Source organism: Streptomyces sp. MNU76 (assembly GCF_020982545.1).
In the GTDB taxonomy this organism is placed as follows: Bacteria; Actinomycetota; Actinomycetes; order Streptomycetales; family Streptomycetaceae; genus Streptomyces.
This window is the reverse complement of record NZ_JAJKLK010000019.1, coordinates 324,023-349,088: the sequence shown is the minus strand read 5'-3', so window position 1 is coordinate 349,088 and position 25,066 is coordinate 324,023. Positions and strand designations below refer to the sequence as shown.

21 protein-coding genes, 6 tRNA genes and 3 pseudogenes are annotated in these 25,066 nt (G+C 72.0%); 11 read left to right on the top strand and 19 right to left on the bottom strand.

Annotation, left to right across the window (positions count from 1 at the left end):
* Nucleotides 1-144: 144 nt before the first annotated feature.
* Nucleotides 145-216: transfer RNA gene (locus E4N62_RS28045), tRNA-Val, on the bottom strand.
* A gap of 78 nt (nucleotides 217-294) precedes the next feature.
* Complete coding sequence (locus tag E4N62_RS28040) at nucleotides 295-774, bottom strand: TIGR02611 family protein (protein WP_230220227.1); 480 nt, start codon at nucleotides 772-774, stop codon at nucleotides 295-297.
* A 191-nt stretch (nucleotides 775-965) separates the two neighbouring features.
* Here E4N62_RS28040 and E4N62_RS28035 point away from each other — a divergent pair, with 191 nt between their 5' ends.
* Both E4N62_RS28035 and E4N62_RS28030 read left to right on the top strand, forming a co-directional pair.
* Nucleotides 966-1,379, top strand: a complete 414-nt coding sequence (locus tag E4N62_RS28035) for an SsgA family sporulation/cell division regulator (RefSeq protein WP_004002642.1) — start codon at nucleotides 966-968, stop codon at nucleotides 1,377-1,379.
* Between the two features lie 309 nt (nucleotides 1,380-1,688).
* Nucleotides 1,689-2,249, top strand: coding sequence for a CGNR zinc finger domain-containing protein (locus tag E4N62_RS28030; RefSeq protein WP_230219148.1), 561 nt, complete (start codon nucleotides 1,689-1,691; stop codon nucleotides 2,247-2,249).
* A gap of 84 nt (nucleotides 2,250-2,333) precedes the next feature.
* On the opposite strand, the gene E4N62_RS28025 is transcribed toward E4N62_RS28030, so the two are convergent.
* Together E4N62_RS28025 and E4N62_RS28020 are read right to left on the bottom strand one after the other, a co-directional pair.
* Nucleotides 2,334-2,486 (bottom strand): hypothetical protein, encoded by a 153-nt coding sequence (locus E4N62_RS28025; RefSeq protein WP_184896304.1) that lies wholly within the window; start codon nucleotides 2,484-2,486, stop codon nucleotides 2,334-2,336.
* Nucleotides 2,487-2,667: 181 nt separating this feature from the next.
* A complete protein-coding gene (locus tag E4N62_RS28020; protein ID WP_230219146.1) occupies nucleotides 2,668-3,174 on the bottom strand; it encodes a hypothetical protein in 507 nt (168 codons plus the stop codon).
* A gap of 141 nt (nucleotides 3,175-3,315) precedes the next feature.
* Here E4N62_RS28020 and E4N62_RS28015 point away from each other — a divergent pair, with 141 nt between their 5' ends.
* Nucleotides 3,316-3,834 carry a DsbA family protein gene (locus E4N62_RS28015; protein ID WP_230219144.1) on the top strand — a complete coding sequence of 173 codons (519 nt, stop codon included), beginning with the start codon at nucleotides 3,316-3,318 and terminating at the stop codon, nucleotides 3,832-3,834.
* Between the two features lie 130 nt (nucleotides 3,835-3,964).
* Here E4N62_RS28015 and E4N62_RS28010 read toward each other — a convergent pair whose 3' ends face one another.
* The 3 genes from E4N62_RS28010 to E4N62_RS28000 form a co-directional block, all read right to left on the bottom strand.
* A complete protein-coding gene (locus E4N62_RS28010; protein WP_230219133.1) occupies nucleotides 3,965-4,789 on the bottom strand; it encodes a GNAT family N-acetyltransferase in 825 nt (274 codons plus the stop codon).
* Between the two features lie 80 nt (nucleotides 4,790-4,869).
* Nucleotides 4,870-5,691 (bottom strand): aminotransferase class IV, encoded by an 822-nt coding sequence (locus E4N62_RS28005; RefSeq protein ID WP_184896296.1) that lies wholly within the window; start codon nucleotides 5,689-5,691, stop codon nucleotides 4,870-4,872.
* On the bottom strand, nucleotides 5,688-6,731 hold the full coding sequence (locus tag E4N62_RS28000) for a chorismate-binding protein (RefSeq protein WP_230219131.1): 1,044 nt from the start codon (nucleotides 6,729-6,731) through the stop codon (nucleotides 5,688-5,690). Before E4N62_RS28000 ends, E4N62_RS28005 begins: the two co-directional genes overlap by 4 nt.
* Nucleotides 6,732-6,888: 157 nt before the next feature.
* Between E4N62_RS28000 and E4N62_RS27995 the strand changes: the two genes are divergently transcribed.
* The 5 genes from E4N62_RS27995 (at nucleotide 6,889) to E4N62_RS27975 (ending at nucleotide 7,364) form a co-directional block, all read left to right on the top strand.
* Nucleotides 6,889-6,961, top strand: a tRNA-Gly gene (locus E4N62_RS27995).
* A 40-nt stretch (nucleotides 6,962-7,001) separates the two neighbouring features.
* Nucleotides 7,002-7,075: transfer RNA gene (locus tag E4N62_RS27990), tRNA-Cys, on the top strand.
* A gap of 1 nt (nucleotide 7,076) precedes the next feature.
* Nucleotides 7,077-7,148: transfer RNA gene (locus E4N62_RS27985), tRNA-Val, on the top strand.
* Nucleotides 7,149-7,188: 40 nt separating this feature from the next.
* Nucleotides 7,189-7,260: transfer RNA gene (locus E4N62_RS27980), tRNA-Val, on the top strand.
* A gap of 32 nt (nucleotides 7,261-7,292) precedes the next feature.
* Nucleotides 7,293-7,364: transfer RNA gene (locus E4N62_RS27975), tRNA-Val, on the top strand.
* 94 nt (nucleotides 7,365-7,458) lie between these two features.
* Here the strand turns inward: E4N62_RS27975 and E4N62_RS27970 are convergent.
* From E4N62_RS27970 to E4N62_RS27955, 4 genes and pseudogenes are all read right to left on the bottom strand, one after another.
* The gene (locus tag E4N62_RS27970) at nucleotides 7,459-7,770 is read right to left on the bottom strand and encodes a zf-TFIIB domain-containing protein (RefSeq protein ID WP_230220225.1); all 312 of its coding nucleotides are present in this window, start codon (nucleotides 7,768-7,770) and stop codon (nucleotides 7,459-7,461) included.
* 87 nt (nucleotides 7,771-7,857) lie between these two features.
* Nucleotides 7,858-8,804 (bottom strand): annotated as a pseudogene (locus E4N62_RS27965) (aminoglycoside phosphotransferase family protein).
* Nucleotides 8,805-9,229: 425 nt separating this feature from the next.
* The gene (locus tag E4N62_RS27960; protein WP_230219129.1) at nucleotides 9,230-9,430 is read right to left on the bottom strand and encodes a hypothetical protein; all 201 of its coding nucleotides are present in this window, start codon (nucleotides 9,428-9,430) and stop codon (nucleotides 9,230-9,232) included.
* Nucleotides 9,431-9,708: 278 nt separating this feature from the next.
* Nucleotides 9,709-9,984 (bottom strand): hypothetical protein, encoded by a 276-nt coding sequence (locus E4N62_RS27955; RefSeq protein WP_230219122.1) that lies wholly within the window; start codon nucleotides 9,982-9,984, stop codon nucleotides 9,709-9,711.
* Between the two features lie 196 nt (nucleotides 9,985-10,180).
* Between E4N62_RS27955 and E4N62_RS27950 the strand changes: the two genes are divergently transcribed.
* Nucleotides 10,181-11,521 (top strand): serine/threonine-protein kinase, encoded by a 1,341-nt coding sequence (locus tag E4N62_RS27950; RefSeq protein ID WP_230220223.1) that lies wholly within the window; start codon nucleotides 10,181-10,183, stop codon nucleotides 11,519-11,521.
* Nucleotides 11,522-11,617: 96 nt separating this feature from the next.
* Here E4N62_RS27950 and E4N62_RS27945 read toward each other — a convergent pair whose 3' ends face one another.
* The 8 genes and pseudogenes from E4N62_RS27945 to E4N62_RS27910 form a co-directional block, all read right to left on the bottom strand.
* A complete protein-coding gene (locus E4N62_RS27945; RefSeq protein ID WP_230219120.1) occupies nucleotides 11,618-12,442 on the bottom strand; it encodes an RNA methyltransferase in 825 nt (274 codons plus the stop codon).
* Between the two features lie 103 nt (nucleotides 12,443-12,545).
* Nucleotides 12,546-13,777 (bottom strand): annotated as a pseudogene (gene cobA / locus E4N62_RS27940) (uroporphyrinogen-III C-methyltransferase).
* A gap of 270 nt (nucleotides 13,778-14,047) precedes the next feature.
* The gene (cobT, locus tag E4N62_RS27935) at nucleotides 14,048-18,436 is read right to left on the bottom strand and encodes a nicotinate-nucleotide--dimethylbenzimidazole phosphoribosyltransferase (protein WP_230219118.1); all 4,389 of its coding nucleotides are present in this window, start codon (nucleotides 18,434-18,436) and stop codon (nucleotides 14,048-14,050) included.
* A gap of 347 nt (nucleotides 18,437-18,783) precedes the next feature.
* A pseudogene (gene cbiE, locus E4N62_RS27930) lies at nucleotides 18,784-19,994 on the bottom strand (precorrin-6y C5,15-methyltransferase (decarboxylating) subunit CbiE).
* Nucleotides 19,995-20,119: 125 nt separating this feature from the next.
* Nucleotides 20,120-20,758, bottom strand: coding sequence for a GNAT family N-acetyltransferase (locus E4N62_RS27925; protein ID WP_230219115.1), 639 nt, complete (start codon nucleotides 20,756-20,758; stop codon nucleotides 20,120-20,122).
* A gap of 200 nt (nucleotides 20,759-20,958) precedes the next feature.
* Nucleotides 20,959-21,837, bottom strand: coding sequence for a MetQ/NlpA family ABC transporter substrate-binding protein (locus E4N62_RS27920; RefSeq protein WP_230219113.1), 879 nt, complete (start codon nucleotides 21,835-21,837; stop codon nucleotides 20,959-20,961).
* 78 nt (nucleotides 21,838-21,915) lie between these two features.
* Nucleotides 21,916-22,653, bottom strand: a complete 738-nt coding sequence (locus E4N62_RS27915; protein WP_230219108.1) for a methionine ABC transporter permease — start codon at nucleotides 22,651-22,653, stop codon at nucleotides 21,916-21,918.
* Nucleotides 22,650-23,738 (bottom strand): methionine ABC transporter ATP-binding protein, encoded by a 1,089-nt coding sequence (locus tag E4N62_RS27910; protein WP_230219107.1) that lies wholly within the window; start codon nucleotides 23,736-23,738, stop codon nucleotides 22,650-22,652. Before E4N62_RS27910 ends, E4N62_RS27915 begins: the two co-directional genes overlap by 4 nt.
* 454 nt (nucleotides 23,739-24,192) lie before the next feature.
* On the opposite strand from E4N62_RS27910, the gene E4N62_RS27905 reads away from it, so the two are divergent.
* Together E4N62_RS27905 and E4N62_RS27900 are read left to right on the top strand one after the other, a co-directional pair.
* Nucleotides 24,193-24,552, top strand: a complete 360-nt coding sequence (locus E4N62_RS27905; RefSeq protein ID WP_230219106.1) for a hypothetical protein — start codon at nucleotides 24,193-24,195, stop codon at nucleotides 24,550-24,552.
* Nucleotides 24,533-24,985: a hypothetical protein gene (locus tag E4N62_RS27900; protein ID WP_230219105.1), complete on the top strand. Its 453-nt coding sequence runs from the start codon at nucleotides 24,533-24,535 to the stop codon at nucleotides 24,983-24,985. The genes E4N62_RS27905 and E4N62_RS27900 overlap by 20 nt, the downstream gene beginning before the upstream one ends.
* The last annotated feature ends 81 nt before the right edge of the window (nucleotides 24,986-25,066 follow it).

Sequence of the window (25,066 nt, the reverse complement as noted above, 5' to 3'; positions counted from 1 at the left end):
GCCTCTCGCGGCACCGGCCCTCGGCCCTCGACCCTCGACCCTCGGCAGGGCGAACACTCCGGGCGACACACCGCGCACCCCCGGGCCGCCACCACGAAAAACGACCCGGTCCACGTTTCCGTGGACCGGGTCGTCATCATCCGGTGGGCGATACTGGGTTCGAACCAGTGACCTCTTCGGTGTGAACGAAGCGCTCTCCCACTGAGCTAATCGCCCGGATGCAGGAAGAACATTACCCCATGTCAGGGGGTGCCTCCGACCACACCTGGAATCCCCGCCGCCGTCCCGGCGGGCTCACTGGTTCTTGATGTTCCAAGGCACCTCGAAGCCGAACTTCCAGACGTAGAAACCGACGAGGCCGGCCACGATCACCAGGCCGATCGAGGTCAGAATGATGTTGCGGCGCCGGACCTTGGGGTCGAGGGCGCGCTGCGTGGCCTCAGTGACCTTCCGCTTGGTCCAGCGGAGCACCAGCTGGGCCCAGACGAATTCCGTCGCCCAGATCGCCATGCCCGCGAAGATCACGACCCAGCCGGGACCGGGAAGCGGAAGCATGATCACGCCCGTGACCACCACCGCCAGACCGACGACGAAGATGGCCACCTGCCAGCTCAGGTGCAGCATCCGCCGCGCTCTGATGAATTCCGGCGCACGGGATCCGAGCGGCACTTCGTTCTTGGCCACATCGGCCTCACTGTTCGCTACGTCGATGTCACTCTTCGTTCCGTCGGCCGCCAGAGCGGCTTCCCCCGGTCCGTAACTCCCCGTGTCCATACGGCCAAACCCTACCGGAGAGAAACCGGTCACCGGAATGGTCGTACCGACCGAAGACGGTCTCGGCCGGATGAGCTACCAAAAGCGACGCAAAACTCCCAGAGGGGTTTACAACGGCACCGTAGGTGGCATGTCGATTTCGCCGACGTGCGAATCCCCGAGCGCACACTGAGCGAAAGGCCTTGGCGCTTATGAACACCACGGTCAGCTGCGAGCTGCACCTGCGCCTCGTTGTGTCGAGCGAGTCCTCACTGCCCGTTCCCGCGGGACTGCGGTATGACACGGCCGACCCCTACGCCGTGCACGCCACCTTCCACACCGGAGCAGAGGAAACCGTCGAATGGGTGTTCGCCCGCGACCTCCTCGCCGAAGGGCTGCACCGGCCCACCGGCACCGGTGACGTCCGTGTCTGGCCGTCGCGCAGTCACGGCCAGGGCGTCGTGTGCATCGCCCTGAGCTCCCCGGAGGGCGAAGCCCTCCTCGAAGCCCCGGCGCGGGCCCTGGAGTCCTTCCTGAAGCGCACAGACGCCGCCGTGCCGCCCGGCACGGAACACCGGCACTTCGACCTCGATCAGGAGCTCTCGCACATCCTGGCGGAAAGCTAGGGGCCGAGGGCCACAGAGCCGCCCGGCGCCGTCCACTCGGGGAGACGGCTCGGGCCCGTACAACCGAATACGGCTTCAGGCCGACCCATCGACGCCGTCGCGCGGATCCCCGCGCGGCGGCGTCGCCGTGTCGTGGCCGCGCGAACCGGCGAATCGGGCACGAATCGGGGCCCTGGCCCGTTCCGCTCGTACCAGGGGTCCTCCAGGGAGCTCCAATACGGTCCACACCGGCCCACCGCCCGCCGAACCATTACCATCGGCCAGCATCGGCGGGCGCCCGCCCGAACCTCGCAGGCCAGGGAGCGAAACGTGCTGATCACCCACGACACCCGGTGTTCCCTCGACGCCGTGGTCGATCTGGTGAACACCGCGCCGGAGAACGACCCGGCGACCGACGGGCTCGCGACCGTCGCGGCGCTCGCCGACTTCGTACGAAACCACGAGGTCAGCGAGGTCGGAGTGCTGTCAGAGCTCGACCTCGCGGCCGTACGCAGGATTCGTGGCCGGTTCGCGGAGGTCTTCGCGGCCCCCGACCCGGCCTCGGCCGCCGCCGTCATCAACGAACTGATCGCCGCCGCGGGCACCACACCCCGGCTCACCGACCACGACGGCTACGACTGGCATGTGCACTACTTCGCCCCCGGCGCGTCGCTGGCCGACCACCTGGCCGCCGACTGCGGCATGGCGCTCGCCTTCTTCGTGGTCGCCGGGGAACAGGAGCGGCTGCGCCGCTGCGAGGCGCCCGACTGCAGACGGGCTTTCGTGGACCTCTCCCGCAACCGCTCGCGCCGCTACTGCGACAGCCGTACCTGTGGAAATCGCCTGCATGTGGCCGCCTACCGGGCACGCCGCAAGGAGGCGGCGGGCTGAGCGGATCGCCGGCCCTCGGCCCGTGTGCGCGTACGGGGGCTGACGGAGCCCTCGACGGGTGACGTCAGGGGCTCCGTTTACAGCTCACAGCATCAGCAGGTCGTGCAGTGACGCCATGAGCAGCAGGCAGCCGATCACCGCTAGGAAGATCATCAGCGGTGGCTGGGAGAGCGCGAAGAGACAACCTCGTCGCTCCTCGGGCGGGGCGGCGGTGTCGCTCGGTGTTGTGTCCAGCATCTCGCCGCGATGATGACGCAGCGGAGACCCTCCGCGCGATCAACCAACCAGGAATGACGGAGAGTTCGCCAATATCCACAACGTACGGAGCGAACGTGATCACTTCGGCGCCGCTGCCCGACCTTCTGTGTCGTTTCAGTCAGCACCCCTTCACAAGAGTCGGAGGCCGTGCCGCCGGTGATCAGATGCCGTGCTTCTTCAGGATCGCCTCGATGTCGCTGAAGTCGTCCGCGCCGGACGCACCGGAACCCGCCGCCCGAGGGCTCGCCGCCGGGCGCGCCGCCGGCCGGGCACCCTGGCCGAGCGAGGGCGCCGAGGCCGTCGGGGCTATCGCCTCCGTACTGGACGCCTTGGTCTCCTTGCGCTCCTTGCCGGTGACCCCGCGGCGCCGCTCCACGGCGCGGGTGGTCATGAAGAGGAACCAGGCGGCGCCGAGCACACCGAAGCCGACCCACGCGGTGGGGCTGAACGCGGTGTCGGCCAGCCACTCGACGACTCCGGTCATCACCAGGCCGAGCGGAACGAGCGAGTAGGCGGCGATACGGGCCGCACGGAGGAACCGCTTCCGATACGCCGTGATCGCGGCGATGCCCAGGCCCGCCGCTGAGACGGCGGCGCAGACTGTCTCGGCAATCATCCGGTCCTCCAGGCGGTGCTCGGTCGGGCGTTCGCGTTGCGTCCCTTCCATCCTGCACCTCCAGGCGTCCGATATGCCATGGTCCGGGGAGACCTCAGGGACATCTCCGGGTCGTCTCGGGGTCGGTGTTCACGCCCGGGCCGCTACCGGGCCACGTCCGGGCACGGGCCCGGAAGCTGGGAGACTGACCCCATGAGCGACTCCTCCCCCGTGCCGTCCGCCGTCGTCCTGGACGTCTGGTGCGAACTCCAGTGTCCCGACTGCCGCAGCGCCCTCGACGACATCCGCGCGCTGCGGGCCCGCTACGGCGACCGGCTCGACGTACGGCTGCGGCACTTCCCGCTGGAGAAGCACAAGCACGCCTTCGCCGCCGCGCAGGCCGCCGAGGAGGCCGCGGAACAGGGGCAGGCGTGGCCGTACGTCGAGGCGGTGCTCGGCCGGGTCGAGGAGCTGGGCCGGACCGGAGAGCCGTTCCTGGTGGAGGCGGCCCGTGAACTCGGTCTGGACGCCGAGGAGTTCGACACGGCGCTGATCGACGGCCGGCACATCCTGATCGTCGACGCCGACCAGGCCGAGGGCAAGGCGATCGGCGTGACGGGCACGCCCACGTACGTCATCGGCGGCGAGCGTCTCGACGGCGGCAAGAGCCAGGAGGGGCTGCGCGAGCGCATCGAGGAGATCGCCGACCGGCTGCTGGCCGAGAGCGTCTGAGCGCCTTCGGCCACCGGCGGCGGCGCCCGTGATCCACACGGCCCGCTGTCGTGGGCCACGCGCCCTTGGGGCCACCGGGCCGGGGCCAGGCCCCCCGTGCCGGGCGGGGCCTCGTGCGCCCCACGACCGTTCAGAGCAGCGGCTTGGAGAGGTGGTGGCTGGTCGTCTCGTAGCCGAGGGACTCGTAGAGGCATTCGGCCCGGAAGTTGCCCGCGAAGACGTTGAGCGCGATGGCGGGCTTCCCGGCCGCGATCGCCTGGGCCTCGGCCAGCAGCATCAGTGTGCGGCCGTGGCCCCGGCCCCGGTGGGCGGCGTCCGCCTCGACGTCGTACACGAAGGCCCGGTCGTCGGTCAGCCACAGCCAGAGGGTGCCGACCCTCGTGCCCTCGTGCTCCAGAACGCTGCACAGGTTGTTCGGGGAGGCGACACCCTGCGGGAGACAGCGCTGGTAGTCCAGGGCGGCCTTCGCGTACGCCTCCGCCTCGGGCATGCCGCGGGCGATCCAGTCCTGGGCGTAGCCCTCCAGCCCGGCTTCCTTCCAGGGCCCGTACTCGGCCTCCGTCATGGGCCTGCCCCTGCTGCCCTCGGGCAGTTCGGGCGCGGTCCCGCCGAGGGCCTTGCTCATGTTCCGGTTGCGCAGGACGTACCCGAGCGTCTGGGCCAGCCGCAGGGCGGGCTCGGCGTCGGCCGGTACGGACACCTCGATCCGCCGGCAGCCCCAGCCGCGGGCCACCTCCTCGGCGGCGAGCGCCGCGACGGTGGCCCGGCCCCGCCGCCGGTCCGGTTCGTCGATGCGCAGGTCCAGGATGCGCGCGGCCGTCGAGCCGGGGTCGGGGCGGGTGCCGAGGTGTATCTCGCCGACGGGACGGCTGTTGACACACACCTGGTAGCGACGTGAGCGCGTTCCGTCGGCGGCCTGTTGAAGCGGCTCGATGGGCCGCAGGGTGGTGGTCATCAGCAGTGTTCTACCCGCCGCGAGGCGTGGAGTCCGCTGAATATCGTCAGCATTCTCGGGACCGCGTGAACGGGTCCCGATCACGGATCCAGGTCGTCGCCGGACCGCTCGTCGAAGACACGCATCGCCTTGGCCGTCACCGGGCCCGGGGCGGCCGACAGCTCGCGGGCGTCGACACGGTGCACGGCCTGTACATCGCGCAGGCTCGACGTCAGGAAGATCTCGTCGGCGCGGTCCAGGACGTCCAGCGGCAGGTCGGTCTCGCGGGCGCCGGTCCACTCGACGACGAGGGCGCGGGTGATGCCCGCGAGGCAACCGGAGGCGACCGGCGGTGTGTGGAGCTCCCCGTCGAGGACGACGAAGACGTTGGAGCCCGTGCCCTCGCAGAGCTGCCCCACGGTGTTGGCGAACAGCGCCTCGGTGGCGCCCTGTTCGTGGGCGCGGGCGAGGGCGACGACGTTCTCGGCGTACGAGGTGGTCTTCAGGCCGGTGAGGGCGCCGCGCTCGTTGCGGGTCCACGGGACGGTGATCGCGGCGGTGGAGTCCGCCCGCCGGGCGGTCTCGCCGAGGGCGACGACGAGCGTCGGGCCGTGGTCGCCGCGGTCGGAGCCGAGCGGGGAGAGGCCGCCGGTGTAGGTGATGCGCAGCCGGCCGAGCGCGACCGGTTCGGCCTCCAGGACTGCGGAGCAGGCGCGGCGCACCTCGTCGAGGTCGGGCTCGGGCAGACCGAGTCCGCGGGCCGAGAGGGCCAGCCGGTCGAGGTGGCGGGTCAGCGCGAACGGCCGGCCCCCGACCGCCTTCACGGTCTCGAAGACGCCGTCGCCCACGGTCAGTCCGTGGTCGAGGACGGAGACACGGGCGGAGTCGGTGTCCTGCAGTCCGCCGTCGAGCCAGATCTTCACGTAAGGGTCCTCCCACTCGCCTCGTACGTCCCCGACGCTACCGCGAGCAGCCGGGCGGCCTTCAGCTCGGTCTCGCGCCATTCCGCCTCGGGGTCCGACCCCCAGGTGATGCCGGCGCCGGTGCCGAAGCGCAGTTCGCCCGCCGCCCGGTCGATCCAGAAGGTGCGGATGCCGACGGCCAGCTCGGCGGTGCCCCGGTCGGCGTCGACCCAGCCGACTCCCCCGCAGTACGGGCCGCGCGGCGCGGTCTCCAGGGCGTCGATGATCCGCAGGGCGCTCGACTTGGGCGCCCCGGTGACGGAGCCGGGCGGGAAGGCGGCGGCGAGCAGTTCGGGCCAGCCTGCGTGCTCGCGCAGTTCACCGCGCACCAACGACACCAGGTGCACCAGCCCCGGGTGCTTCTCCACGGCGCAGAGGTCGGGGACGGTCACGGTGCCGGTGGCGCAGACCTGCCCGACGTCGTTGCGGACGAGGTCGACGATCATGACGTTCTCGGCGTAGTCCTTCTCCAGGAGGTCCGCCTCGGTCGCTCCGGTGCCCTTGATCGGACCGGATTCGACGAGCCTGCCGTCGCGGCGCAGAAAGAGTTCGGGGGAGGCAGTGGCGATCTCGACACCGTGCGCCGGGAGGCGAATCGTTCCTGCAAAGGGGGCCGGGTTGCCGCGGGCCAGCAGCGCGGTCAGGGCGTCCACATCCGCGTCCGGTGCGACGGGCGCCGAGAGCACCCGGCAGAGGTTCGCCTGGTACACCTCGCCGGCGGCGATGTGCTCACGGATGCGGCGTACACCCGCCGTGTACGCGGCGCGGTCGAGCGAGGACGTCCAGTCGTCGACGCGCGGCCCGCGCCACTCCCCCGGCGCGGGGGCGGGCGCGGGCGCGCGACGTACGTCACTGAAGCGCGCGCACACCAGACCACCCTCGTAGTCCGCGCAGACGGCCCAGAAGCCGGAGGAGTCCAGGGCGGCGGCGTCGCTGGTCACATCGGTGAGACCGGTGGCCACGAGGTTGCCGAAGCGGGCGAGCGGAGAGAGGGCGGGCACGCAGTCGAGTCTAGGACGGGTGCCTCGCGGGCGGGCCCGGCCGGGTCCCGGACTGGACGCAGCGCAGCACGCTGCACAAACGCGTTTTTGTACTGGCCCCGGAATCCGCTAGAGTTCAACTCGTCGCCGGGACGCGGAAGCGAAACGGAAACGACAAGCGGACGTAGCTCAGTTGGTAGAGCGCAACCTTGCCAAGGTTGAGGTCGCCAGTTCGAACCTGGTCGTCCGCTCGCAGGAACGTGGGGGATCTTCACGAACCCCCGCACTCCTGGTGGAGTGGCCGAGAGGCGAGGCAACGGCCTGCAAAGCCGTCTACACGGGTTCAAATCCCGTCTCCACCTCCAAGGACGATTAGCTCAGCGGGAGAGCGCTTCCCTGACACGGAAGAGGTCACTGGTTCAATCCCAGTATCGTCCACTGAGGCCTGTCGGCCTCTGGAGCCGTACGGCTTCGCCCCGCGCGATTAGCTCAGCGGGAGAGCGCTTCCCTGACACGGAAGAGGTCACTGGTTCAATCCCAGTATCGCGCACGCAAGATCCACAGCCTCGGCTGTGATCCCGAGGACGATTAGCTCAGCGGGAGAGCGCTTCCCTGACACGGAAGAGGTCACTGGTTCAATCCCAGTATCGTCCACACACACCGAGCCCCCGGCCGTCTTGTACGGCCGGGGCTTCGTCGTGCGAGCACTCGTCGTGCGAGCGAAGGGCGCGGGTGCGCCCCGCGCGCCTCAACTGGAGAACAGCATGTGACCGAAGCCTCGGTTGTGGTGACCCCCGTGGTGGCCGCCGTGGCGCCCACCATGGTGGCCGCCGTGCGGGGCGCCCCAGGCCGGGGCGTTGTGGCCGCCGCCCGCCGGGTACTGCGGAGCGGCCGGCGGCGGGGGGACGCCCGGGCCACCGGCCCACTGGCCCTCCAGGCGGGTCAGCGCCTCCAACTCACCGTAGTCGAGGAAGATCCCGCGACAGCCGCTGCACTGCTCGATCTGGACGCCACTGCGGTTGTAGGTATGCATCGGCGCATGGCACTTCGGACACTGCATGTGCATGGTTCGGCTCAACTCCTCGCCGTTCGATCCTGCTTCGCGATACGCCAGGACAGACATCGTCCGGCTGCGGTCGGTTGCACCCTACTTCGGGAAAGGCTCCACCAACTCCGGCGGGATGCTTCCTATTCGGTCACATGCGTCCACAACGGACTGCTGCGCGTCGTCGAGGGGGTGACCGGCAGCGGTGGACTTCGCGATCGCCAGGGCCGCGGTCTGCACGGTCAGTGCGCGGGCCGGTACGTCCAGTGAGGGCCAGGGGTCCCCCTGCGGGGGGACCGCGGGGCCGTCGGCCCGCTGGTACGCGGTGAGGAAGCGGGTCCAGTCGTCGGGGTGCAGGAGGCCGCAGGCGAACCAGGCCGCCGGGCGGGCGAGGTCCCAGGTGGGGACTCCCACGCCCAGGTCGTCGACGTCGATGAGGCGCCAGGGGCCGGTGGTCGCGGGGTGGCGGACCAGTTGCCCGAGGTGTAGATCGCCGTGGCAGAGGGTGGTCGTGTCCGGCATGGGTGCCTCGTTCCTCGCCCAGGCGGGGAGGGTGCGCCAGGCGCGGAGGATCGATGGCGTGGCGGGGTGGTGGGGTGCCGTGGCTTCGAGGCGGGCGATGGCCGGGCGGCCTTGACCGGGCCGCGCATGGGCGGCAGGCCCGGGGTGGGGTCTGCCGGTGGAGGCGGGCGAGGAGGGTGGCCGCCTCCACCCAGGGGCGGCCTCCCGGGGTGTCGGGGTCGACTGGGGTGCCGTACGGCCAGAACGTGACGAGGCGGCCGTGGAGGTGGGGGTTGGATCGAGGGGCGCCAGGAGGGTGTCGGGGTGGGCGGCGGCGACGGTCAGGCGGAGGGCCAGCCGGGTGGGGTCGGTGTTGGGGGGCGTGGGCCTTGGCGACGGTGTTCGCGTGGCGGACGACCGTGCCGTCTGCGCGTGCCGCGAGGACCGTGTCGGGGTGGGCGCAGGGGTGGGGTGGGGTGGGTCGCGCGTCGCACCTTGGCCCTGAGGGCGGGGAGTACGTCGGCGTCGGCGTCGGTTGTGGCGGTCATGGGTCCCCTGCGGATGTCGTACGGCGCTGCGGGTGAGCGTACGTCCGGGTGCGGGGTGGTGGGGCGGGGAGGTCCCGCTGCTCGGCGGTCACGAGGCGCCGCCTGCGCCCACCCGTGCCGCCCCAGCGGCACGATTGCCCGCAGGAGGGTGGAGTGGGGTGGGGTGGGAAAGGCAGGGGCCGCAGGGCCGCAGGGGCCGCAGGGCCGCAGGGCCGCAGGGCAAGCTTGGTCGTACGGGACCGTAAGCCGACGGGAGAGCGAGGCCGGCGGGGAGCGCGACGGGGGTTGGTTTTGGGTAGGACAACGCCCGCGCAGCTCCCCAGCTGCGCGGGCGTTTATTTGCCGTCCGCCGCACCCCCGTCCCCACGGGGTTTCATGGGTGGATGTCCCCGCCCGGACCGCTCTTCCGGGCCTGGGGTCGCCGCTCAGCGCCCCAGCATCACGCCCACGGACGACGCTTGTGTGACCACTGCTTCCCAGCCGCCGAAGGCGTACACGAGCAGGGCCGCCAGGGGGAGGACCATCGCGGTCGCGACCAAGGGGTGGCGACGACCCGCGCGGCGGTCGGCGGTGAACACCCTGCGCTCCCGTGCGCGGATCGCGGTCCGCGGTGCCGTGTGGGCCATGGTCCCTCCTCTGACTTCTCGTAGGTCTTGCTCTGTCGTTGGCAGCGGCGGGTGTCTGAACCTCGGGGGACGAGTGCTGCACCCGCCGCTTGACCTCAAATCTAGGCGCGCGGCCCGTCCGGGTCGTCATGCCCTCGTACCGATTGCCGGGCCTCCCCGAGGATGAGCGGTGGCCTGCGACGTACTCCCCAGGGTGGAGACGGGGTCCTAGGTCTCGGGGTCTTCCCGGAAGGGACGTCCGGTCTGCCCGCTGTTGTCACTCTGTCGTCACGCGGTCGTCACGCCGTTCGCTCCGAGCCGTCCTCCCGGGGCACCGGCTGTTCGACGAGGGCCAGGACCCTGTTGGCCATGAACCTGGCCGTTCGTACGACAGAGCCGATGGGGGTCCCCCCGCGCGAGCGAAGCCGAGCGTGGGGGAGGGTGACTTCGCTCACTTCCACTACACCTCTGCGTACCGCCGTCTCCACCCGGCGGCCCGCCCTGCTCGCGATCACCTCGTAGGTGCGCGTCGTGTCCCCGGCGTCGACGACTATCTCCACACGGTCACCCTTCACGGGTTCAATCCCCCTTCTGTGGTGGGTGGTTGGGATCACAGGCAGCCCAACACCGGCCCGAACTCCTGTTCCCTGACCACCCTTCAAGTTTCCCACCCGGCACTGACAATCGATCGGGTCGTGAGGGCGCGGCCTCTGCGCACGCCCGGCCCTGGAAACGTAAGCTGTGGCTCGTCAGACGGAACGGGCAGCGGGGATGAACATGGCGATGATGCGCCTGAGGCGCGAGGACCCGCGCGTCGTCGGCTCGTTCAGGATCCACAGACGGCTCGGCGCGGGCGGAATGGGCGTCGTCTACCTGGGCTCCGACCGGCGTGGACAGCGCGTCGCGCTCAAGGTGATCCGGCCGGATCTGGCGGAGGACCAGGAGTTCCGCTCGCGGTTCGCGCGCGAGGTGTCGGCGGCGCGGCGGATCAGGGGCGGGTGCACCGCCCGGCTGGTCGCCGCCGATCTGGAGGCGGACCGTCCGTGGTTCGCCACGCAGTACGTGCCGGGGCCGTCGCTGCACGACAAGGTCGCCGAGGAGGGGCCCATGTCGGCCGCCGACGTGGCCGCCGTCGGTGCCGCCCTCTCCGAGGGGCTCGTGGCCGTGCACGAGGCCGGGGTCGTGCACCGGGATCTGAAGCCGTCCAACATCCTGCTGTCCCCGAAGGGACCGCGGATCATCGACTTCGGCATCGCCTGGGCGACCGGGGCGTCCACTCTGACCCATGTCGGCACGGCCGTCGGGTCGCCCGGGTTCCTCGCGCCCGAGCAGGTGCGCGGGGCCGCGGTCACACCGGCCACGGACGTCTTCTCCCTCGGGGCCACCCTCGCCTACGCGGCGACCTCCGACTCACCCTTCGGACACGGCAGTTCGGAGGTCATGCTCTACCGGGTGGTGCACGAGGAACCGCAGCTGCGCGGCGTGCCCGACGCGCTCGCCCCGCTGGTCCGCGCCTGTCTGGCGAAGGACCCGGACGAGCGGCCCAGCACCCTGCAACTGTCGCTGCGGCTCAAGGAGATCGCCGCACGCGAGGCGCAGGGGCTGGCCGATGTCCGCCCGCCCGCGCCGCGCGGCGATCCGGACCGGCCCGCGGGGCGGCTCACGGAGCAGTACGTAGACCAGCGGACGTTGCGGCAGCCGCCGGAGACCCGTCGGGCGCAGCCGGGTGCGGCGGGTACGCCGTCGTCGCGGACCGGGAGTGGCTCCCGGACGGGCGGGGGCGGCGGTGCACGCACCGGTGGCGGCTCGCGGTCGGGGGCGCGGCCCCTGCCGTCGCGCAACACCGCCGGGTCGTCGCGCAACACCTCCGGGTCGGGGAAGCGGCCCGCGCCGCGCAGTGGTGCGGGGCGGCCGGGGCCGCGGACCAACGGGACCGGGCGGCGGCCTGCCAATCCCCGGCTGCTGCGGCAGCGGCTCTTCGTCTTCGTCGTGGTGACGTTGCTGGCCGCGCTCGGGATCGCCACGGCCCAGGGGTGCCAGGGGCCGTCGCGGGGCCTCGGGGACAACGGTCTCCGGCCCGAGCGGGCGGTTGTGGAGTCGGGCGGCAGTTGAGAGGCGCTCCGGGCGGTCGGAAGACCGAGCTCGGAGCTGCTGTTCGGTTGTTCGCCGCGGGTGCGTGGGCGCTGGTCGGGCGGTTCCCCGCGCCCCTTACGGGGCCGGGTGTGGGCGGCCCGTCGCCACCGCGTAGAAGGCGACCGCCGCCGCCGCGCCCACGTTGAGGGAGTCGACCCCGTGGGCCATCGGGATGCGGACCCATTCGTCGGCGGACATCAGGGCCTTGGTGGAGAGGCCGTCGCCCTCGGCGCCGAGCATCAGGGCCACGCGGTCCATACGGTGCGGGGCAGCCTCGTCCAGGGACTTCGCCTTCTCGTCCGGGGTGAGGGCGAGGAGGGCGAAACCGGCGTCGCGTACGGCGTCGAGGCCCTTGGGCCAGGTGTCGAGACGGGCGTACGGGACCGAGAAGACCGCGCCCATGGAGACCTTGACGCTACGGCGGTAGAGCGGGTCGGCACAGTCCGGGGAGAGCAGGACCGCGTCCATGCCGAGGGCGGCGGCGGAGCGGAAGATCGCGCCGATGTTGGTGTGGTCGTTGACCGACTCCATGATCACGACCCGGCGGGTGGCCCCCAGGAGCTGGTCGGCCGTCGGCAGCGGCTTGCGCTGCATGGAGGCGAGGGCGCCCCGGTGCACGTGGTAGCCGGTGACCTGTTCGGCGAGCTCGGGGCTGACCGCATAGACGGGGGCCGGGAGTTCGTCGATGACGTCGCGCATGACGTCGACCCACTTCGCGGAGAGCAGCATCGAGCGCATCTCGTAGCCGGCTTCCTTGGCCCGTCTGATGACCTTCTCGCCCTCGGCGATGAACAGGCCCTCGGCGGGTTCGCGTCTGCGGCGCAGCTCCACGTCGGTCAGGCCGGTGTAGTCACGCAGGCGCGGGTCGTCGGGGTCCTCAACGGTGATGAGATCGGCCACAGGGTGATACTGCCTTGTCCTGGGTGTGGTGCCAACGGCTCGGGACGGATGGGTTACCGGTGGTTACAATTCCGCTCCCCTTGCTCCGGGGGGTCTGCCGGGATTACGCGTGTGTCCCGGGGCCCACCTTCACCACCTCGCCGATGACGATGACCGCCGGCGGCTTGACCTCTGTCGTCCGCACGGTCTCGGCGACGGTGGCGAGGGTCGCGTCGACCCGGCGCTGGGCGGCCGTGGTGCCCTCCTGGATCAGGGCGACCGGGGTGTCCGGGGACTTGCCGTTCGCCACCAGGGTCTCCGCGATCCGGCCGATCTTGTCGACGCCCATGAGGATCACGAGGGTGCCGGTGAGGCGTGCCAGGGCCGGCCAGTCCACCAGGGAGCGCTCGTCGTCGGGGGCCACATGGCCGCTGACCACGGTGAACTCATGGGCGACGCCCCGGTGGGTGACCGGGATGCCGGCCGCGCTCGGGACGGAGATCGAGCTGGAGATGCCGGGGACGACCGTACACGGGATGCCGGCCTCGGCGAGGGCCTGGAGTTCCTCCATGCCGCGACCGAAGACGTACGGGTCGCCACCCTTGAGGCGGACGACCGACTTGCCCTGCTTCGCGTGTTCGATCAGCGCGTTGTTGATGGCCTCCTGCGCCATGAAGCGGCCGTACGGGATCTTCGCCGCGTCGATCACCTCGACGTGGGGCGGGAGTTCGGCGAGGAGGTCGCGGGGGCCGAGGCGGTCGGCGATGACGACATCGGCCTCGGCGAGGAGGCGGCGTCCGCGCACGGTGATCAGGTCCGGGTCACCGGGACCACCGCCGACGAGGGAGACGCCGGGGGTGCGGGTGCGGTGGTGGGGGCGACGAGGGTGCCGTCGCGCAGGCCCTCGACGACCGCGTCACGGATGGCGGCGGTGTGGCGAGGGTCGCGGCCCTCGGCGCGGGCGGTGAGGACGGCGACCGTGACGCCCTCGCTGTGGCCGGTCGCCGGGGTCCAGGCGGTGGCCTCCTCGGCGCTGTCGGAGCGCACGCACCAGATGCGGTGGCGCTCCGCCTCGGCGGACGCGCGGGCGTTCGCCTCCGGGTCGCCGGTGGCGATCAGGACGTACCAGGCCTCGGCGAGGTCGCCCTCCGCGTAGCGGCGCTTCTCCCAGGTCAGCTCGCCCGCGTCCACCATCGCCTCCACGGAGGGTGTCGCGCTCGGCGAGACGAGGACGATGTCGGCGCCGGCCGCGATGAGGGCGGGCAGACGGCGCTGGGCGACCTGGCCGCCGCCGATGACGACCACTCGGCGGCCGGCGAGGCGGAGGCCTACGGGGTAGGCGGGGTGTTCGGCCATGAGGGTGCGGCTCCCTGCGGGGCTTTGTGCGGGTGAGGTGCGCTGCGGCTTTGGAGCGCCTCTGACGTGCGGAATTCTAGAGTGCGGGTCTGGTGGGCGGCTTGCTGGGCCGGTGGCTGAGCCCGTTGCCGACTGAACGTCCGTGGGTGGTCGTGCCCACCCTCCCCCACTCTCGGCTTCGCTCGAGCGGGAGGCGCCCCCGTCGCCCCAGCGGAACGGCTGCCCACGACCACGGCCCTGCTGAGAACGAACCCGGCGCCCACTCGTCCTCTACTTCTCGGTCACCCCCGCCGAGTCGAACGTCGCCACCTCGTGCATCGCTCGTGCCGCGCTCTGGACCACCGGGAGGGCCAGGAGGGCGCCGGTGCCCTCGCCGAGGCGGAGGTCGAGGTCGACCAGGGGGCGCAGGCCCAGTTTCTGAAGGGCGGCCACATGGCCCGGCTCGGCACTGCGGTGGCCCGCGATGCACGCGGCGAGGACCTCGGGGGCGATGGCGCGGGCCACCAGGGCGGCGGCACCGGCGCTGACGCCGTCGAGGATCACCGGTGTACGGAGGGAGGCGCCGCCGAGGAGGAGGCCGACGATGGCGGCGTGTTCGAAGCCGCCGATGGCCGCCAGGACGCCGATGGGGTCGGCGGGATCCGGCTGGTGGAGTTCGATGGCACGGCGGACGACCTCGGTCTTGCGGGCGAGGGTCTCGTCGTTGATGCCGGTGCCCCGGCCGGTGACCTCGGCGGGGTCGGCGCCGGTGAAGACGGCGATCAGGGCGGCGGAGGCCGTGGTGTTGGCGATGCCCATCTCACCCGTGAGCAGCGCCTTGTTGCCGGCCGCCACCAGATCACGGGCCGTCTCGATGCCCACCTCGATGGCCTGCTTGGCCTCCTCGCGGGTCATCGCGGGGCCGGTGGTCATGTCGGACGTACCGGCGCGGACCTTGCGCGGCAGCAGCCCCGGGGTGGCCGGGAGGTCGCTCGCCACGCCCACGTCCACGACGCAGACCTCGGCGCCCACCTGGGCGGCGAAGGCGTTGCAGACCGCTCCCCCGCCGAGGAAGTTGGCGACCATCTGGGCCGTCACCTCCTGGGGCCAGGGGGTGACGCCCTGGGCGTGGACGCCGTGGTCGCCCGCGAAGATCGCGACGGCCGCGGGCTCCGGGATCGGCGGCGGGCACTGGCGGGACAGCCCGGCCAGCTGGGCGGAGATGATCTCCAGCATGCCGAGGGCGCCGGCCGGCTTGGTCATGCGCTTCTGCCGCTCCCACGCCTCGCCGAGCGCCTTGGCGTCCAACGGGCGGATACCGGCGACGGTCTCGGCGAGGAGGTCGTGCGGCTCGGCGCCGGGCAGGGCGCGGCGGCCGTACGTCTCCTCGTGGACGACCCAGGACAGCGGGCGGCGCTTGGCCCAGCCCGCCTGCATCAGCTCGGGCTCCTCCGGGAACTCGTCGACGTACCCGACGCACAGGTACGCCACGACCTCCAGGTGTTCGGGCAGGCCGAGGGCGCGGACCATCTCGCGCTCGTCGAAGAAGCTGACCCAGCCGACGCCGAGGCCCTCCGCGCGGGCCGCGAGCCACAGGTTCTCGACCGCGAGCGCGGAGGAGTAGGGCGCCATCTGCGGCTGGGTGTGGCGGCCCAGGGTGTGGCGGCCGCCGCGGGTCGGGTCGGCGGTGACGACGATGTTGACCGGGGTGTCGAGGATCGCCTCGATCTTCAGTTCCTTGAACTGCTTCGCCCGGCCCTTGGGCAGCGACTTGGCGTACGCCTCGCGCTGGCGCTGGGCGAGTTCGTGCATGGTGCGGCGGGTCTCGGCCGACCGGATGACCACGAAGTCCCAGGGCTGCGAGTGGCCTACGGAGGGGGCGGTGTGGGCGGCCTCCAGGACACGGAGCAGCACGTCGTGCGGGATGGGGTCGGCGCGGAAGCCGTTGCGGATGTCGCGGCGCTCCCGCATGACCTTCAGGACGGCCTCGCGCTCGGCGTCGTCGTAGGGGGGCGCGGCCGGACCCGTGGGTTGCCGCACTTCGTCCCTCACGTCTTCGGGTGCTTCTTCCACCGGGGCCGCGCTCTCTTCGGCTGCTGATTCCACTGCTGCTGCCTCCGGCGCCGTCGGTTCGTCGTCCTCCAGGCCGGCGGCCCTGGTGTCGAGGTCCTCGGCGCTCTGGACGACGTCCGGGTGGGCGTCGGCCGCCGCGAGCGGCTGCGGTACGACGATCGTCTCGGCCTCGGAGTCCCGGGGGGCGGGGACCCTGGCAGCCACGGGCTCGCCCTCCGTCTCCGGTGCGCCCTCAGTCGTCGCTGTCTGCGGCTCGGGCGCGGCCGTCTGTCCCTCGGCGGCCGGGAACTCGGCAGCGGCGGGCGTCGGGCCGGCGGCCTCGGGGAGCGGGGAAGCACCAGCGCCTCGGTCTCGGGCGCAGGCTCCTGGGAGCTCACCGCGAGGGCCGGGGCGTCGGCCTCGGGCTCGGCCGGGGCTGGATGACGGCGCCCTGCGGGCGTCGATCCCGGAGGCCGGTGCCGCCTGGGCGTCTGCGGCGAGCGGCTCGGCGGCCGACGGGTCGGCGGAGGCCGGGTCCACGGATGCGGGGCGGGGCGGCCGTGGGCTCGGCGTGGTCGGCGGGAGGCGGGACCTCGCCGGTCGACTCGTCGGCGGGGCGGGGTCTTGGGCGTCCGCGTCGTCGGTCGGCTGGACCGCCGCGTCCGCTTCCGTGGCCCCCGGCTCGGCTGTGGCGTCGGAGGTGAGGGGCTGCGCGGGCTCCGACTGCGGGACGGTCACGGCGGCCTGGGCCGCCACGGCCAGGTCCTGGCTCGGGTCCTGGTCCTGGTCCTGGCCTTGGTCCTGGCCTTGGTCCTGGGTCTGGCCTTGGGCCGGGTCCTGTTCCTGGTTCGCCGGGTTCGCGGCGGGTGCGTCCGGCTCGGTGACCTGCGGGTCCTGACCTGTGGGGTGCGGGCCCGGCTGGTCGGTCTCCGTCGGCTGGGGCTCCTCGGCGGCCGGGGTCTGCGCCGACTGCGCGGGGTCCTGCGCGGGCTCGGTGTCCGGGGCCGTGTTCGGGGACGTGTTCGGCGGGACCTCGGCGGTCTGCTCGGTCGAGGATGCGGCGGCGTTCTCCTCATCCGGGGCGACGGTCGCGGTCTGCGGGTCCGGGGCCTCGGTGGAGGCCTGCTCGTCGGGCTCGGCAGTCGGCGTCTGCTGCTGCTCGGGTGCGGTGGCGGGCTGCTCGGGGGCCGCTGCCTCCGTCGGTGGCATCGCCGGGTCGGCGGTCACGGCTTCGGGCTGCGACGGCACGGGCGCCTCTGCGGGCCGGTCCTCGGCGGAAGCGTCGACCGGGGCGGCGGCCTCCGTCTCCGGTGCGGCCTGGGGGGCGTCCTGTGCCTCGTCGGCGGTCTGTGCCGCGATCGGCTCGGGGTCCTGGGCGGCCGGGGGGAAAGGCGTCGCGTCCGGTGCCTGTGCGGCCTCGATGGCAGCGGCGGCCTCCTCGGCGGCCGGGGCCTCGGCGACCTGGGTTTCGGGAGCCTGGGCCTCGGGAGTCATCGCGGCCGGCTCGGGCTGCGGCGTCGCGGCCTGCGGAGGCTGCGCGGGCTCCGCGACGGCCTCGGCCCCGGCCGCGCCTTCGGCCGTCTCCGCAGCCGTGGGCTCGACGGCGGCCTCGGGGGCGGGAATCTGGTGCTGGTCGGCGGCCGGTGCCTCGGCGGATTCCGGGGCCTGGGCGGGCTCGACGGCTCTGGGTGACTCGGCCACCTGCGTGGCCTCGGCCTCAGCCGTCGCCTGGGCCGCCTGCGGAACCTCGACGGCCGTGGCGGCGGCATCGGCGGCCGGAGCCTCGACGTGGGCGGCCGGCGCATCAGCCGTCTCCGGCACCTGCTCCTCGACGGTCTCCGGCGCTTCCGTGGCCTCGGGGGCCTGGAGGTGTGCCGCGACCGGCGTCCCGACCGCCTCCGGGGTGCGGAACTGGGCGACCGCGGCCTCCTGGGCCAGGGCGTAGGCGGCGTCCTGCGCCTGGTGGAGGGCCTCGAGGTCCTGGATCTCCTCGTCGACCGCCGCGCCCTGCGGGGCCTCCGCCGCCGAGGGCGCCTCGGCCACGGCCACGGAGAGGGGCGTCTCCTGCGGAACGACCGTCTCTGCAGCCGCTCCCCCTTCGGCGACTCCCCGCGCGGGAGCGGCCTGGGCGGGGGCGCCCACCCACTGCGACACGGGCTGCTGTGGCCCGTCGAGGTACTCCGGACCGGTGGTGGAGGGACTGGCGTGGCGTGCGGCGCCCGGCGGTACGGGAGCGCCGGCCGGGCCCCGGTCGGCGAGGGAGCGGACCGGGCTGGCGGAGGCGTCGGGGGTCGGCGGGCCGAGGTGCAGCGGGCGGCGGGCCACCGGCGGCTGCGGGACGGGCGTCGCGACGGGGGTGCGGACGGCACTGAGGTCGTGCGCGCCACTGTCGCGGCCGGACATCTCGTGCGGGCCCGGCTCGTGGACGACCTGGACGACGGGCTCGGGGGCGGGCGGCGGCATCTCGTTGCCCCACGCGCCCTGGGCGCCCGGCAGCAGAAGGTCCTCGTCCTCGGCGGCGGTCTCGGAGAGGTAGGTGTACGCACCCGGCGCGGGGACGCCCGGCTGCTCCACCATGCCTGCGCTCTCCGGCAGTCCCTCGCCCGGGACCTGGCCGGTGTCGGTCATGCGTACCCCTCGCCCATCGGTTAGTGCCTCCATGCCAGCTGGCCCGGGAACGGCGCACCTACCGCCCCACTGTGGAGAACGAGCGTGCGTGCCCAGCGGCACGTGACGACCCGCCTGCATGTCGACAAAGCCATTGAAGGGCCATTGTCCCGGTCGTCCCCCCGTCGCGACAGCTTGATCCGCGACGGTCCGCTGTGGACTGCGCCACGTTGCGCGTCCTCCCCGTTGCGCCTTACCACACACGCTCCCAAACCGGGCGCGCTTTTAGGACATTGACCGACGAAGTGCCGGGTGTCGAAGTGCGGTACGACAGTCGGCCAGCCTACCGCGCCGGTACGACAACCGGATCACAGGGAACGTTCGGGCAGGGCCGCGCTGAGCAGGAACGCGACGCTCCGTTCCCTCTCCGTCCAGGCCCTTGTATCGAGTTCGACGGACTGGACGAACTCGCAGCGGACCTCGTACCCGTGCTCGGTCAGGTCGCGTCCGACGCGTTCGGCGGCGGGACGGGTGAGCGCGTGGGTGACGATGCGCTGGGGGCGGCGGTCCGCGACGGCGGAGACGACCGCCGCTCCCCCGCCGCCGACGCGGACGACATCGGGTTCGGGCAGGTTCTCCAGGACGTGCGGGGCGGCGCCGTGGACCACTTGGAGCTGGACGCCGAAGCGGCGGGCGGCGAGGGTCGTACGGCCGCAGGCCTCGGGGTCGTGGTCGACGGCGATGACGGCGGCCCCGCTGCGGGCGGCCTCGGTGGCGAAGGCGCCGCTGCCGGAGCCGATGTCCCAGACGAGGTCGCCCACGCGCGGGCCCAGGCGGGCGAGTTGGGAGGAGCGCAGCAGTTCCGCCTCGCCCTCGCCCGGAGCGGCGCCGTAGACGTGGGACGGCAGCGCCCAGCCGCGCGGCCCGGTGGCGGGGTCGCGGCCCGCCAGCCAGCCGCCGCCCTCGGCCGCGGTGGCGGGGCCGCCGATGGCGATGACGAGGTTGGGGTCGCGCCAGGTGCGGTCGACGGCCTTGTCGGAGCTGAGGACGGTGACCCGCTCGCGTTCCGTGCCGAGTTCCTCGCAGACCACGAAGGTGCGGTGAACTCCTTCGAGCAGCAGGCCCAGTTCGGCGGGTCCGGCGCCGGGCGAGGTGAGGACGGCGACCTTGGCGTGGGCGCGGCACACGTTGACCGCGCGGCGCAGCGTACGGCGGTGGGCGACGACCACCTGGGCGTCGTCCCAGGGCATGCCCGCGCGGGCGAAGGCGGCGGCCACCGAGGAGACGCCGGGGACGACCTCGACCTCCAGGCCGAACTCGGGGGACCTGAGGGTGCGGACGACGCCGAAGAAGCCCGGGTCGCCGTCGGCGAGGACGACGGCGGTGCCCCGGTGGCCGGCGATGCGGCGGGCGGCGAGGGCGACACTGCCGAGGCGGATGCGTTCGGCGGCGGGGGCACCTCGGGCAGGGCGAGGTGGTGGGCCGCGCCGGCGACCAGCGTGGCGGCGGCGAGGGCGGAGCGCGCCGCGGCGGTCAGGGGGGAGCCGTCCCAGCCGATCACCGTGACCCGGTCGGCCATCGTCGTCAGTCTCCAGAGGGTCTTCGCAGGTCGTCGGTCAGCCCGCTCGGGGTCCCGTGAGGGTACCTGGTGACGGGGTGGGCCCCGGCGGCCGGGCGGCGGCCTCGCGCTTGCCCGTGGGTTGTTCAGTTCCAGTCCGAGTAGGAGCCGAAACCACCGCTGCCGGCCAGTTCCTCGCTGACGCCCTCGATGTCCTCGGGGAGCAGGCTCCAGACGATGAAGTCCGTGCGGATCTCGGTCCAGCCGTCCTCGGGGGTGCGGGTCCGCGCTATGCAGGCGTTGCGCAGCACTCCCTCGCTGATACAGCCGATCTTCTGCGCGACCTGCTGGGAAGCGGTGTTGTCGGCGGCGGTGCGCAGCTCGATGCGTTCGAACTTCTGCTCGCGGAACAGCCATTGGGCGGTGGCGAGGGCGGCTTCGGAGGCGTAGCCCTCGCCGCGTGCCCAGGGGGCGACGACGTACGAAAGCTCCGTGGCCCGCACGTGCCAGTCCGTCCCGGTCAGTTGGATGACGCCGACCAGCCGCTGGGTGAGGAACTCGGTCACCGCGAGGCCGAGGCCGCGTCCGGATGTGCGTTCGATGGGCGCGTAGTCGGCGATCCAGGTACGCGCCTCACGTTCGGTGAAGGGTTGCGGGATGTCGGTCCAGGCCATCACCTGTTCGTCGTTCATCATCTCGGTGAACGCCTGGATGTCGTCCTCGTCGAACGGGCGCAGAACCAACCGATCCGTGCTGATGGAGATGTCGGGAAAGGTGCTCGTCATGCGCCGCTCCGTAACCTTCGAAAACTTTGAGAGCCTGCTGAACTGCCCAGCATGCAGCATGAAAGCACTGAATCGCACCACAGGGCCCTCCCCCACCGCCTAAAGGGCGTGGGGGGACCCCCACCCCGTGAGGGAGCGGACCCCATGCGTGGCGATACGCCGTATACGTACGGTCGGAATATGTGCGGACCGGCGGACGGTCAGAAGGACGGGATGACGGAGCCGTTGCTCCACTTGTCCTCGATGAACTTCCTGACCTCGTCCGAGGTGAGGAGCTTGGCCAGCTTCTCGACGCGCGGGTCGTCCTCGTGGCCCTCCTTGACGGCGAGGAAGTTGCCGTTGGGGTTGTCCTTGGCCGGCTCGACGGCGAGGGCGTCGTCGGCGGGCGAGAGGTCGGCCTCCAGGGCGTAGTTCCCGTTGATCACCGCGGCGTCGACGTCGTCCAGGGAGCGCGGGGTCTGGGCCGCCTCCAGCTCCTTGAACTTGAGCCTCTTCGGGTTCTCGGTGATGTCGGCGGGGGTCGCGTCGGTGCCCACGCCGTCCTTGAGCGTGATGATCCCGGCGGAGTCGAGGAGCTTGAGGGCACGCGCCTCGTTGACCGTGTCGTTCGGCACGGCGACGGTCGCGCCGCTCTTGAGGTCGTCCTTGCTCTTGACCTTGTTCGAGTAGAGACCGAGCGGCTCCAGGTGCACGGTGACGACGGGCTCGATGTGGGTGCCCTGCTTCGTGTTGAAGTCGTCGAGGTACGGCTGGTTCTGGAAGTAGTTGGCGTCCACGGAGCCGTCCTCGGTCGCCGTGTTCGGCAGGACGTAGTCGGTGAACTCCTTGACCTCCAGGTCGAGGCCCGCGTCCTTCGCCAGGTTGTCCTTGACGAAGTTCAGGATCTCGGCGTGCGGGGTGGGGCTGGCGGCGACGACCAGCGGGCCGCTCGTGTCGGACGCGCCGTCGGTCTTGTCCGCGCCGCAGGCGGTGAGTCCGAGGGTGAGGGCTCCGGCGGCGAGCACGGCGGTGGTGAGCTTGGCGGTGGTGAGCTTGGCGGTGGTGAGCTTGGCGGTGGTGAGCTTGGCGGTGTTACGCACGAAAAGTGCCTTTCCTTTTGGGTGGAGCGGTCCCGTCTTGGGTGGGACGGGAAAACTGTGGGTGGCCGAGGAACGTGTTCAGACCTTGGTGGCCTCGGGCGCGGTGGGCCGGGCCTTGGCCCTCAGCAGCCGGAGTACCGGTGCGGGGCCGGACCGTCCGCCACGGCGGTGCAGGGCGCGGGCGGCGTGGTCGCCCGCGAACTGGATGGCGGAGATGACGACCGCGAGGACCGTCACGGTGATCCACATCAGTTCGGTCTCGAAGCGCTGGTAGCCGTAGCGGATGGCGATGTCGCCGAGGCCGCCCGCGCCGACGGTGCCGGCCATGGCCGAGTAGCCGATGAGGGCGACGACGGTCGTGGTGGCGGAGGAGATCAGCGAGGGCAGGGACTCGGGGACGAGGACGCTGCGGACGACGGTCCAGGCGTTGCCGCCCATGGCCTGTACGGCCTCGACGAGCCCGTGGTCCACTTCGCGGACGGACGTCTCGACGAGGCGTGCGAAGAACGGGATCGCGCCGATGGCGAGCGGCACGATGGCGGCCTCGCGGCCGATGGTCGAGCCGGTGACCCAGCGGGTGAAGCCCATCAGCGCGACCATCAGGATGATGAACGGCATCGAGCGGGCGATGTTCACGATCTGCCCGATGACCTTGTTGGCGAGGACGTGTCGCAGCAGGCCGCCGCGGTCGGTGAGGACCAGCAGGATGCCGAGCGGGAGTCCGCCGACGACCGCGATGAGGGTGGACCAGCCGACCATGTAGAGGGTGTCCCAACACGCCTGCTCCAGCAGGGGTCGCATCTCGGACCAGGTCACTTGGCACCTTCCTTCGCGGGCGTGGACGTCGGCACGGAGGTCGGGCCGGTCGTCGGTGCGGTCGTGCGGGTGTCCCGGCCGATCACGTCGATCTGGAGGCCCTTCTCGCGCAGGAAGCCGACGGGAACAACGTTGTCCTCGTAGCGGCCGGGCAGTTCGATGCGCATCCGGCCGATCTGGAGGCCGCCGACGGTGTCGATGGCGGCGCCGAGGATCGAGATGTCGATGTTGTACGTACGGGACAGCTGGGAGATGACCGGCTGGGTGGCGGTCTCGCCCTGGAAGGTGACGTCGAGGACCGTGCGGTCGTCGCCGGTGGCCTCGCCGCCTACCGGGAAGAGCGCGGCGGCCAGTTCGGACCCGGGGGTGGCGAGCAGTTCGCTGACCGTGCCGGACTCGACGATGCGCCCCTTCTCCATCAGGGCGGCGGAGTCGCAGACGCTCTTGACGACGTCCATCTCGTGCGTGATGAGCAGGACGGTCAGGCCCAGCTGCCGGTTCAGGTCGCGCAGCAGCGTCAGGATGGAGCGGGTGGTCTCCGGGTCGAGGGCGCTGGTGGCCTCGTCGGAGAGGAGCACCTTCGGGTCCCCGGCCAGGGCGCGGGCGATGCCGACGCGCTGCTTCTGGCCGCCGGAGAGCTGGGCCGGGTAGGCCGTGGCCTTGTCGGCGAGGCCCACGAGGTCGAGCAGTTCCAGGGCCTTGCGGGAGCGCTCCCGGCCCGAGCTGCCCAGGATCTCGAGCGGCAGCTCGACGTTCCCCTGGACGGTGCGGGAGGAGAGCAGGTTGAAGTGCTGGAAGACCATGCCGATCCGGCTGCGCGCCTGCCGGAGCTGCCGTCCGGCGCGGGGGCCGCGGCCGGCCAGGGCGGTGAGGTCCTGGCCCGCGACGGTCACGGTTCCGGAGGTGGGGCGTTCGAGGAGGTTGACGCAGCGGATGAGCGAGGACTTACCGGCGCCGGACTGGCCGATGACGCCGTACACCTCGCCCTCGCGGACATGCAGATCGACGCCGTCGAGGGCGGTGACCTCGCGGCCACGACCTCGGTCGGCCCGATAGATCTTCGTCAGGCCCGATGTGGTGATCACTGGATTTCCGTCACTGTCGAGTGCGCGGGCGTGGGTGTGCCCGGGCACGGGTGCAAGCGGTCAGGGACGCGACACGGTTCTCGCGGTGGCGAGGGAACCGGAGGAGAACGGGTGCGCGGGGAGGCTCTGTTCCCTCACGCGCAGCGGCGTGCGGGGCCTTCTAGAAGGCGCACATTCGACACATACAACGAGCACCGGGCGTCATCGTCGCCTCGGTCGCAAGGGTGCGGCAGCTCGTCGTGGTCATGAGATCAGTAAAGCAGATGTATGTAGCAGGTGAGAGAGGGCTGTCCGCATGGCGGACGGAGATATGGCACGTTTCCGCAGGTGAGAGCCGAGACTGTCCACCGTGTGGGCATCCGGCGTTGTGGCCAAGGCCACGATGCGCGGTTCGGGGGCTTCCCGGTCCGGGGCCGGGCGCGGCGGGGGTTTTGGGCCGTAATAGGGTCGCGGCATGCTTGTTGCCCTGACGGTGACGACCGCCGTCGCCGCGCTCCTGCTCGCCGCGTGGTGCGGCTGGGCCGCGTATCGCGATCAGCCGACCAAGGACTGGCACTTCATCGGCATGGCCGTGGTGTCGGTGCTGGCCCTCCTCCAGCTGGTCGTCGGGATCGTGCAGCTGGCGCGCGGGGAGAAGCCGGAGCAGGGGACCACGATCTTCGTCTCCTACCTCCTCGGGGCGTTCGCCTGTGTCCCCGTGACCGGGTTCATGTCCTTGGCGGAGCGCACCCGCTGGGGCAGTGCGACCGTCGCGGCCGGGGGCGTGGTGCTCGCCGTGCTGCAGGTGCGGCTCTATGACATCTGGGGAGGCTGACGTGACCGCCACCGACGAGGTGCCGCAGCGGGAGAGGCCGACGCGCCTCATCGGCGGGCCGGGGATGCTGCTGGTGTGGCTGTACGGCGTGATGGTCGTCGGGGCCGTCTCGCGGTCCGTCGTGCAGATCTCGACGGAGTTCGAGCACGCGCCGCTCGCCTACTCGCTGTCCGCGCTCGCCGGTGTCGTGTACGGGTTCATCACGTACTCGCTGGTGCGGGGCGGTGAGTTCGCCCGCAAGGCCGCGCGGCTGTGCTGCGCGGCCGAGCTGCTGGGTGTGCTGGTCGTGGGCACCTGGACGATGGTCGAACCCTCCGCCTTCCCGGACGCGACCGTCTGGTCCGACTTCGGCATGGGGTACCTGTTCATTCCCGTACTGCTGCCCATCACCGCGATGTACTGGCTCACGAAGGGCGCGCGGGCGCCCCGATAGGGGCGCGGGGAGCTGCGCGACGAGCGACCACGGACCGGGTGCCGCCACAGGGACCTGACGTGGCACACTCCACCGGGCGGG

Coding starts and splice junctions, on each gene's coding strand:
- cobT (WP_230219118.1), bottom strand. CDS start 18,436: ATGACCGACACCGGCCAGGTCCCGGGCGAGGGACTGCCGGAGAGCGCA.
- E4N62_RS27970 (WP_230220225.1), bottom strand. CDS start 7,770: ATGCAGTGTCCGAAGTGCCATGCGCCGATGCATACCTACAACCGCAGT.
- E4N62_RS27950 (WP_230220223.1), top strand. CDS start 10,181: ATGAACATGGCGATGATGCGCCTGAGGCGCGAGGACCCGCGCGTCGTC.
- E4N62_RS27925 (WP_230219115.1), bottom strand. CDS start 20,758: ATGACGAGCACCTTTCCCGACATCTCCATCAGCACGGATCGGTTGGTT.
- E4N62_RS28035 (WP_004002642.1), top strand. CDS start 966: ATGAACACCACGGTCAGCTGCGAGCTGCACCTGCGCCTCGTTGTGTCG.
- E4N62_RS28040 (WP_230220227.1), bottom strand. CDS start 774: ATGGACACGGGGAGTTACGGACCGGGGGAAGCCGCTCTGGCGGCCGAC.
- E4N62_RS28025 (WP_184896304.1), bottom strand. CDS start 2,486: ATGCTGGACACAACACCGAGCGACACCGCCGCCCCGCCCGAGGAGCGA.
- E4N62_RS28010 (WP_230219133.1), bottom strand. CDS start 4,789: ATGACCACCACCCTGCGGCCCATCGAGCCGCTTCAACAGGCCGCCGAC.
- E4N62_RS28015 (WP_230219144.1), top strand. CDS start 3,316: ATGAGCGACTCCTCCCCCGTGCCGTCCGCCGTCGTCCTGGACGTCTGG.
- E4N62_RS27905 (WP_230219106.1), top strand. CDS start 24,193: ATGCTTGTTGCCCTGACGGTGACGACCGCCGTCGCCGCGCTCCTGCTC.
- E4N62_RS28020 (WP_230219146.1), bottom strand. CDS start 3,174: ATGGAAGGGACGCAACGCGAACGCCCGACCGAGCACCGCCTGGAGGAC.
- E4N62_RS27900 (WP_230219105.1), top strand. CDS start 24,533: ATGACATCTGGGGAGGCTGACGTGACCGCCACCGACGAGGTGCCGCAG.
- E4N62_RS27960 (WP_230219129.1), bottom strand. CDS start 9,430: ATGGCCCACACGGCACCGCGGACCGCGATCCGCGCACGGGAGCGCAGG.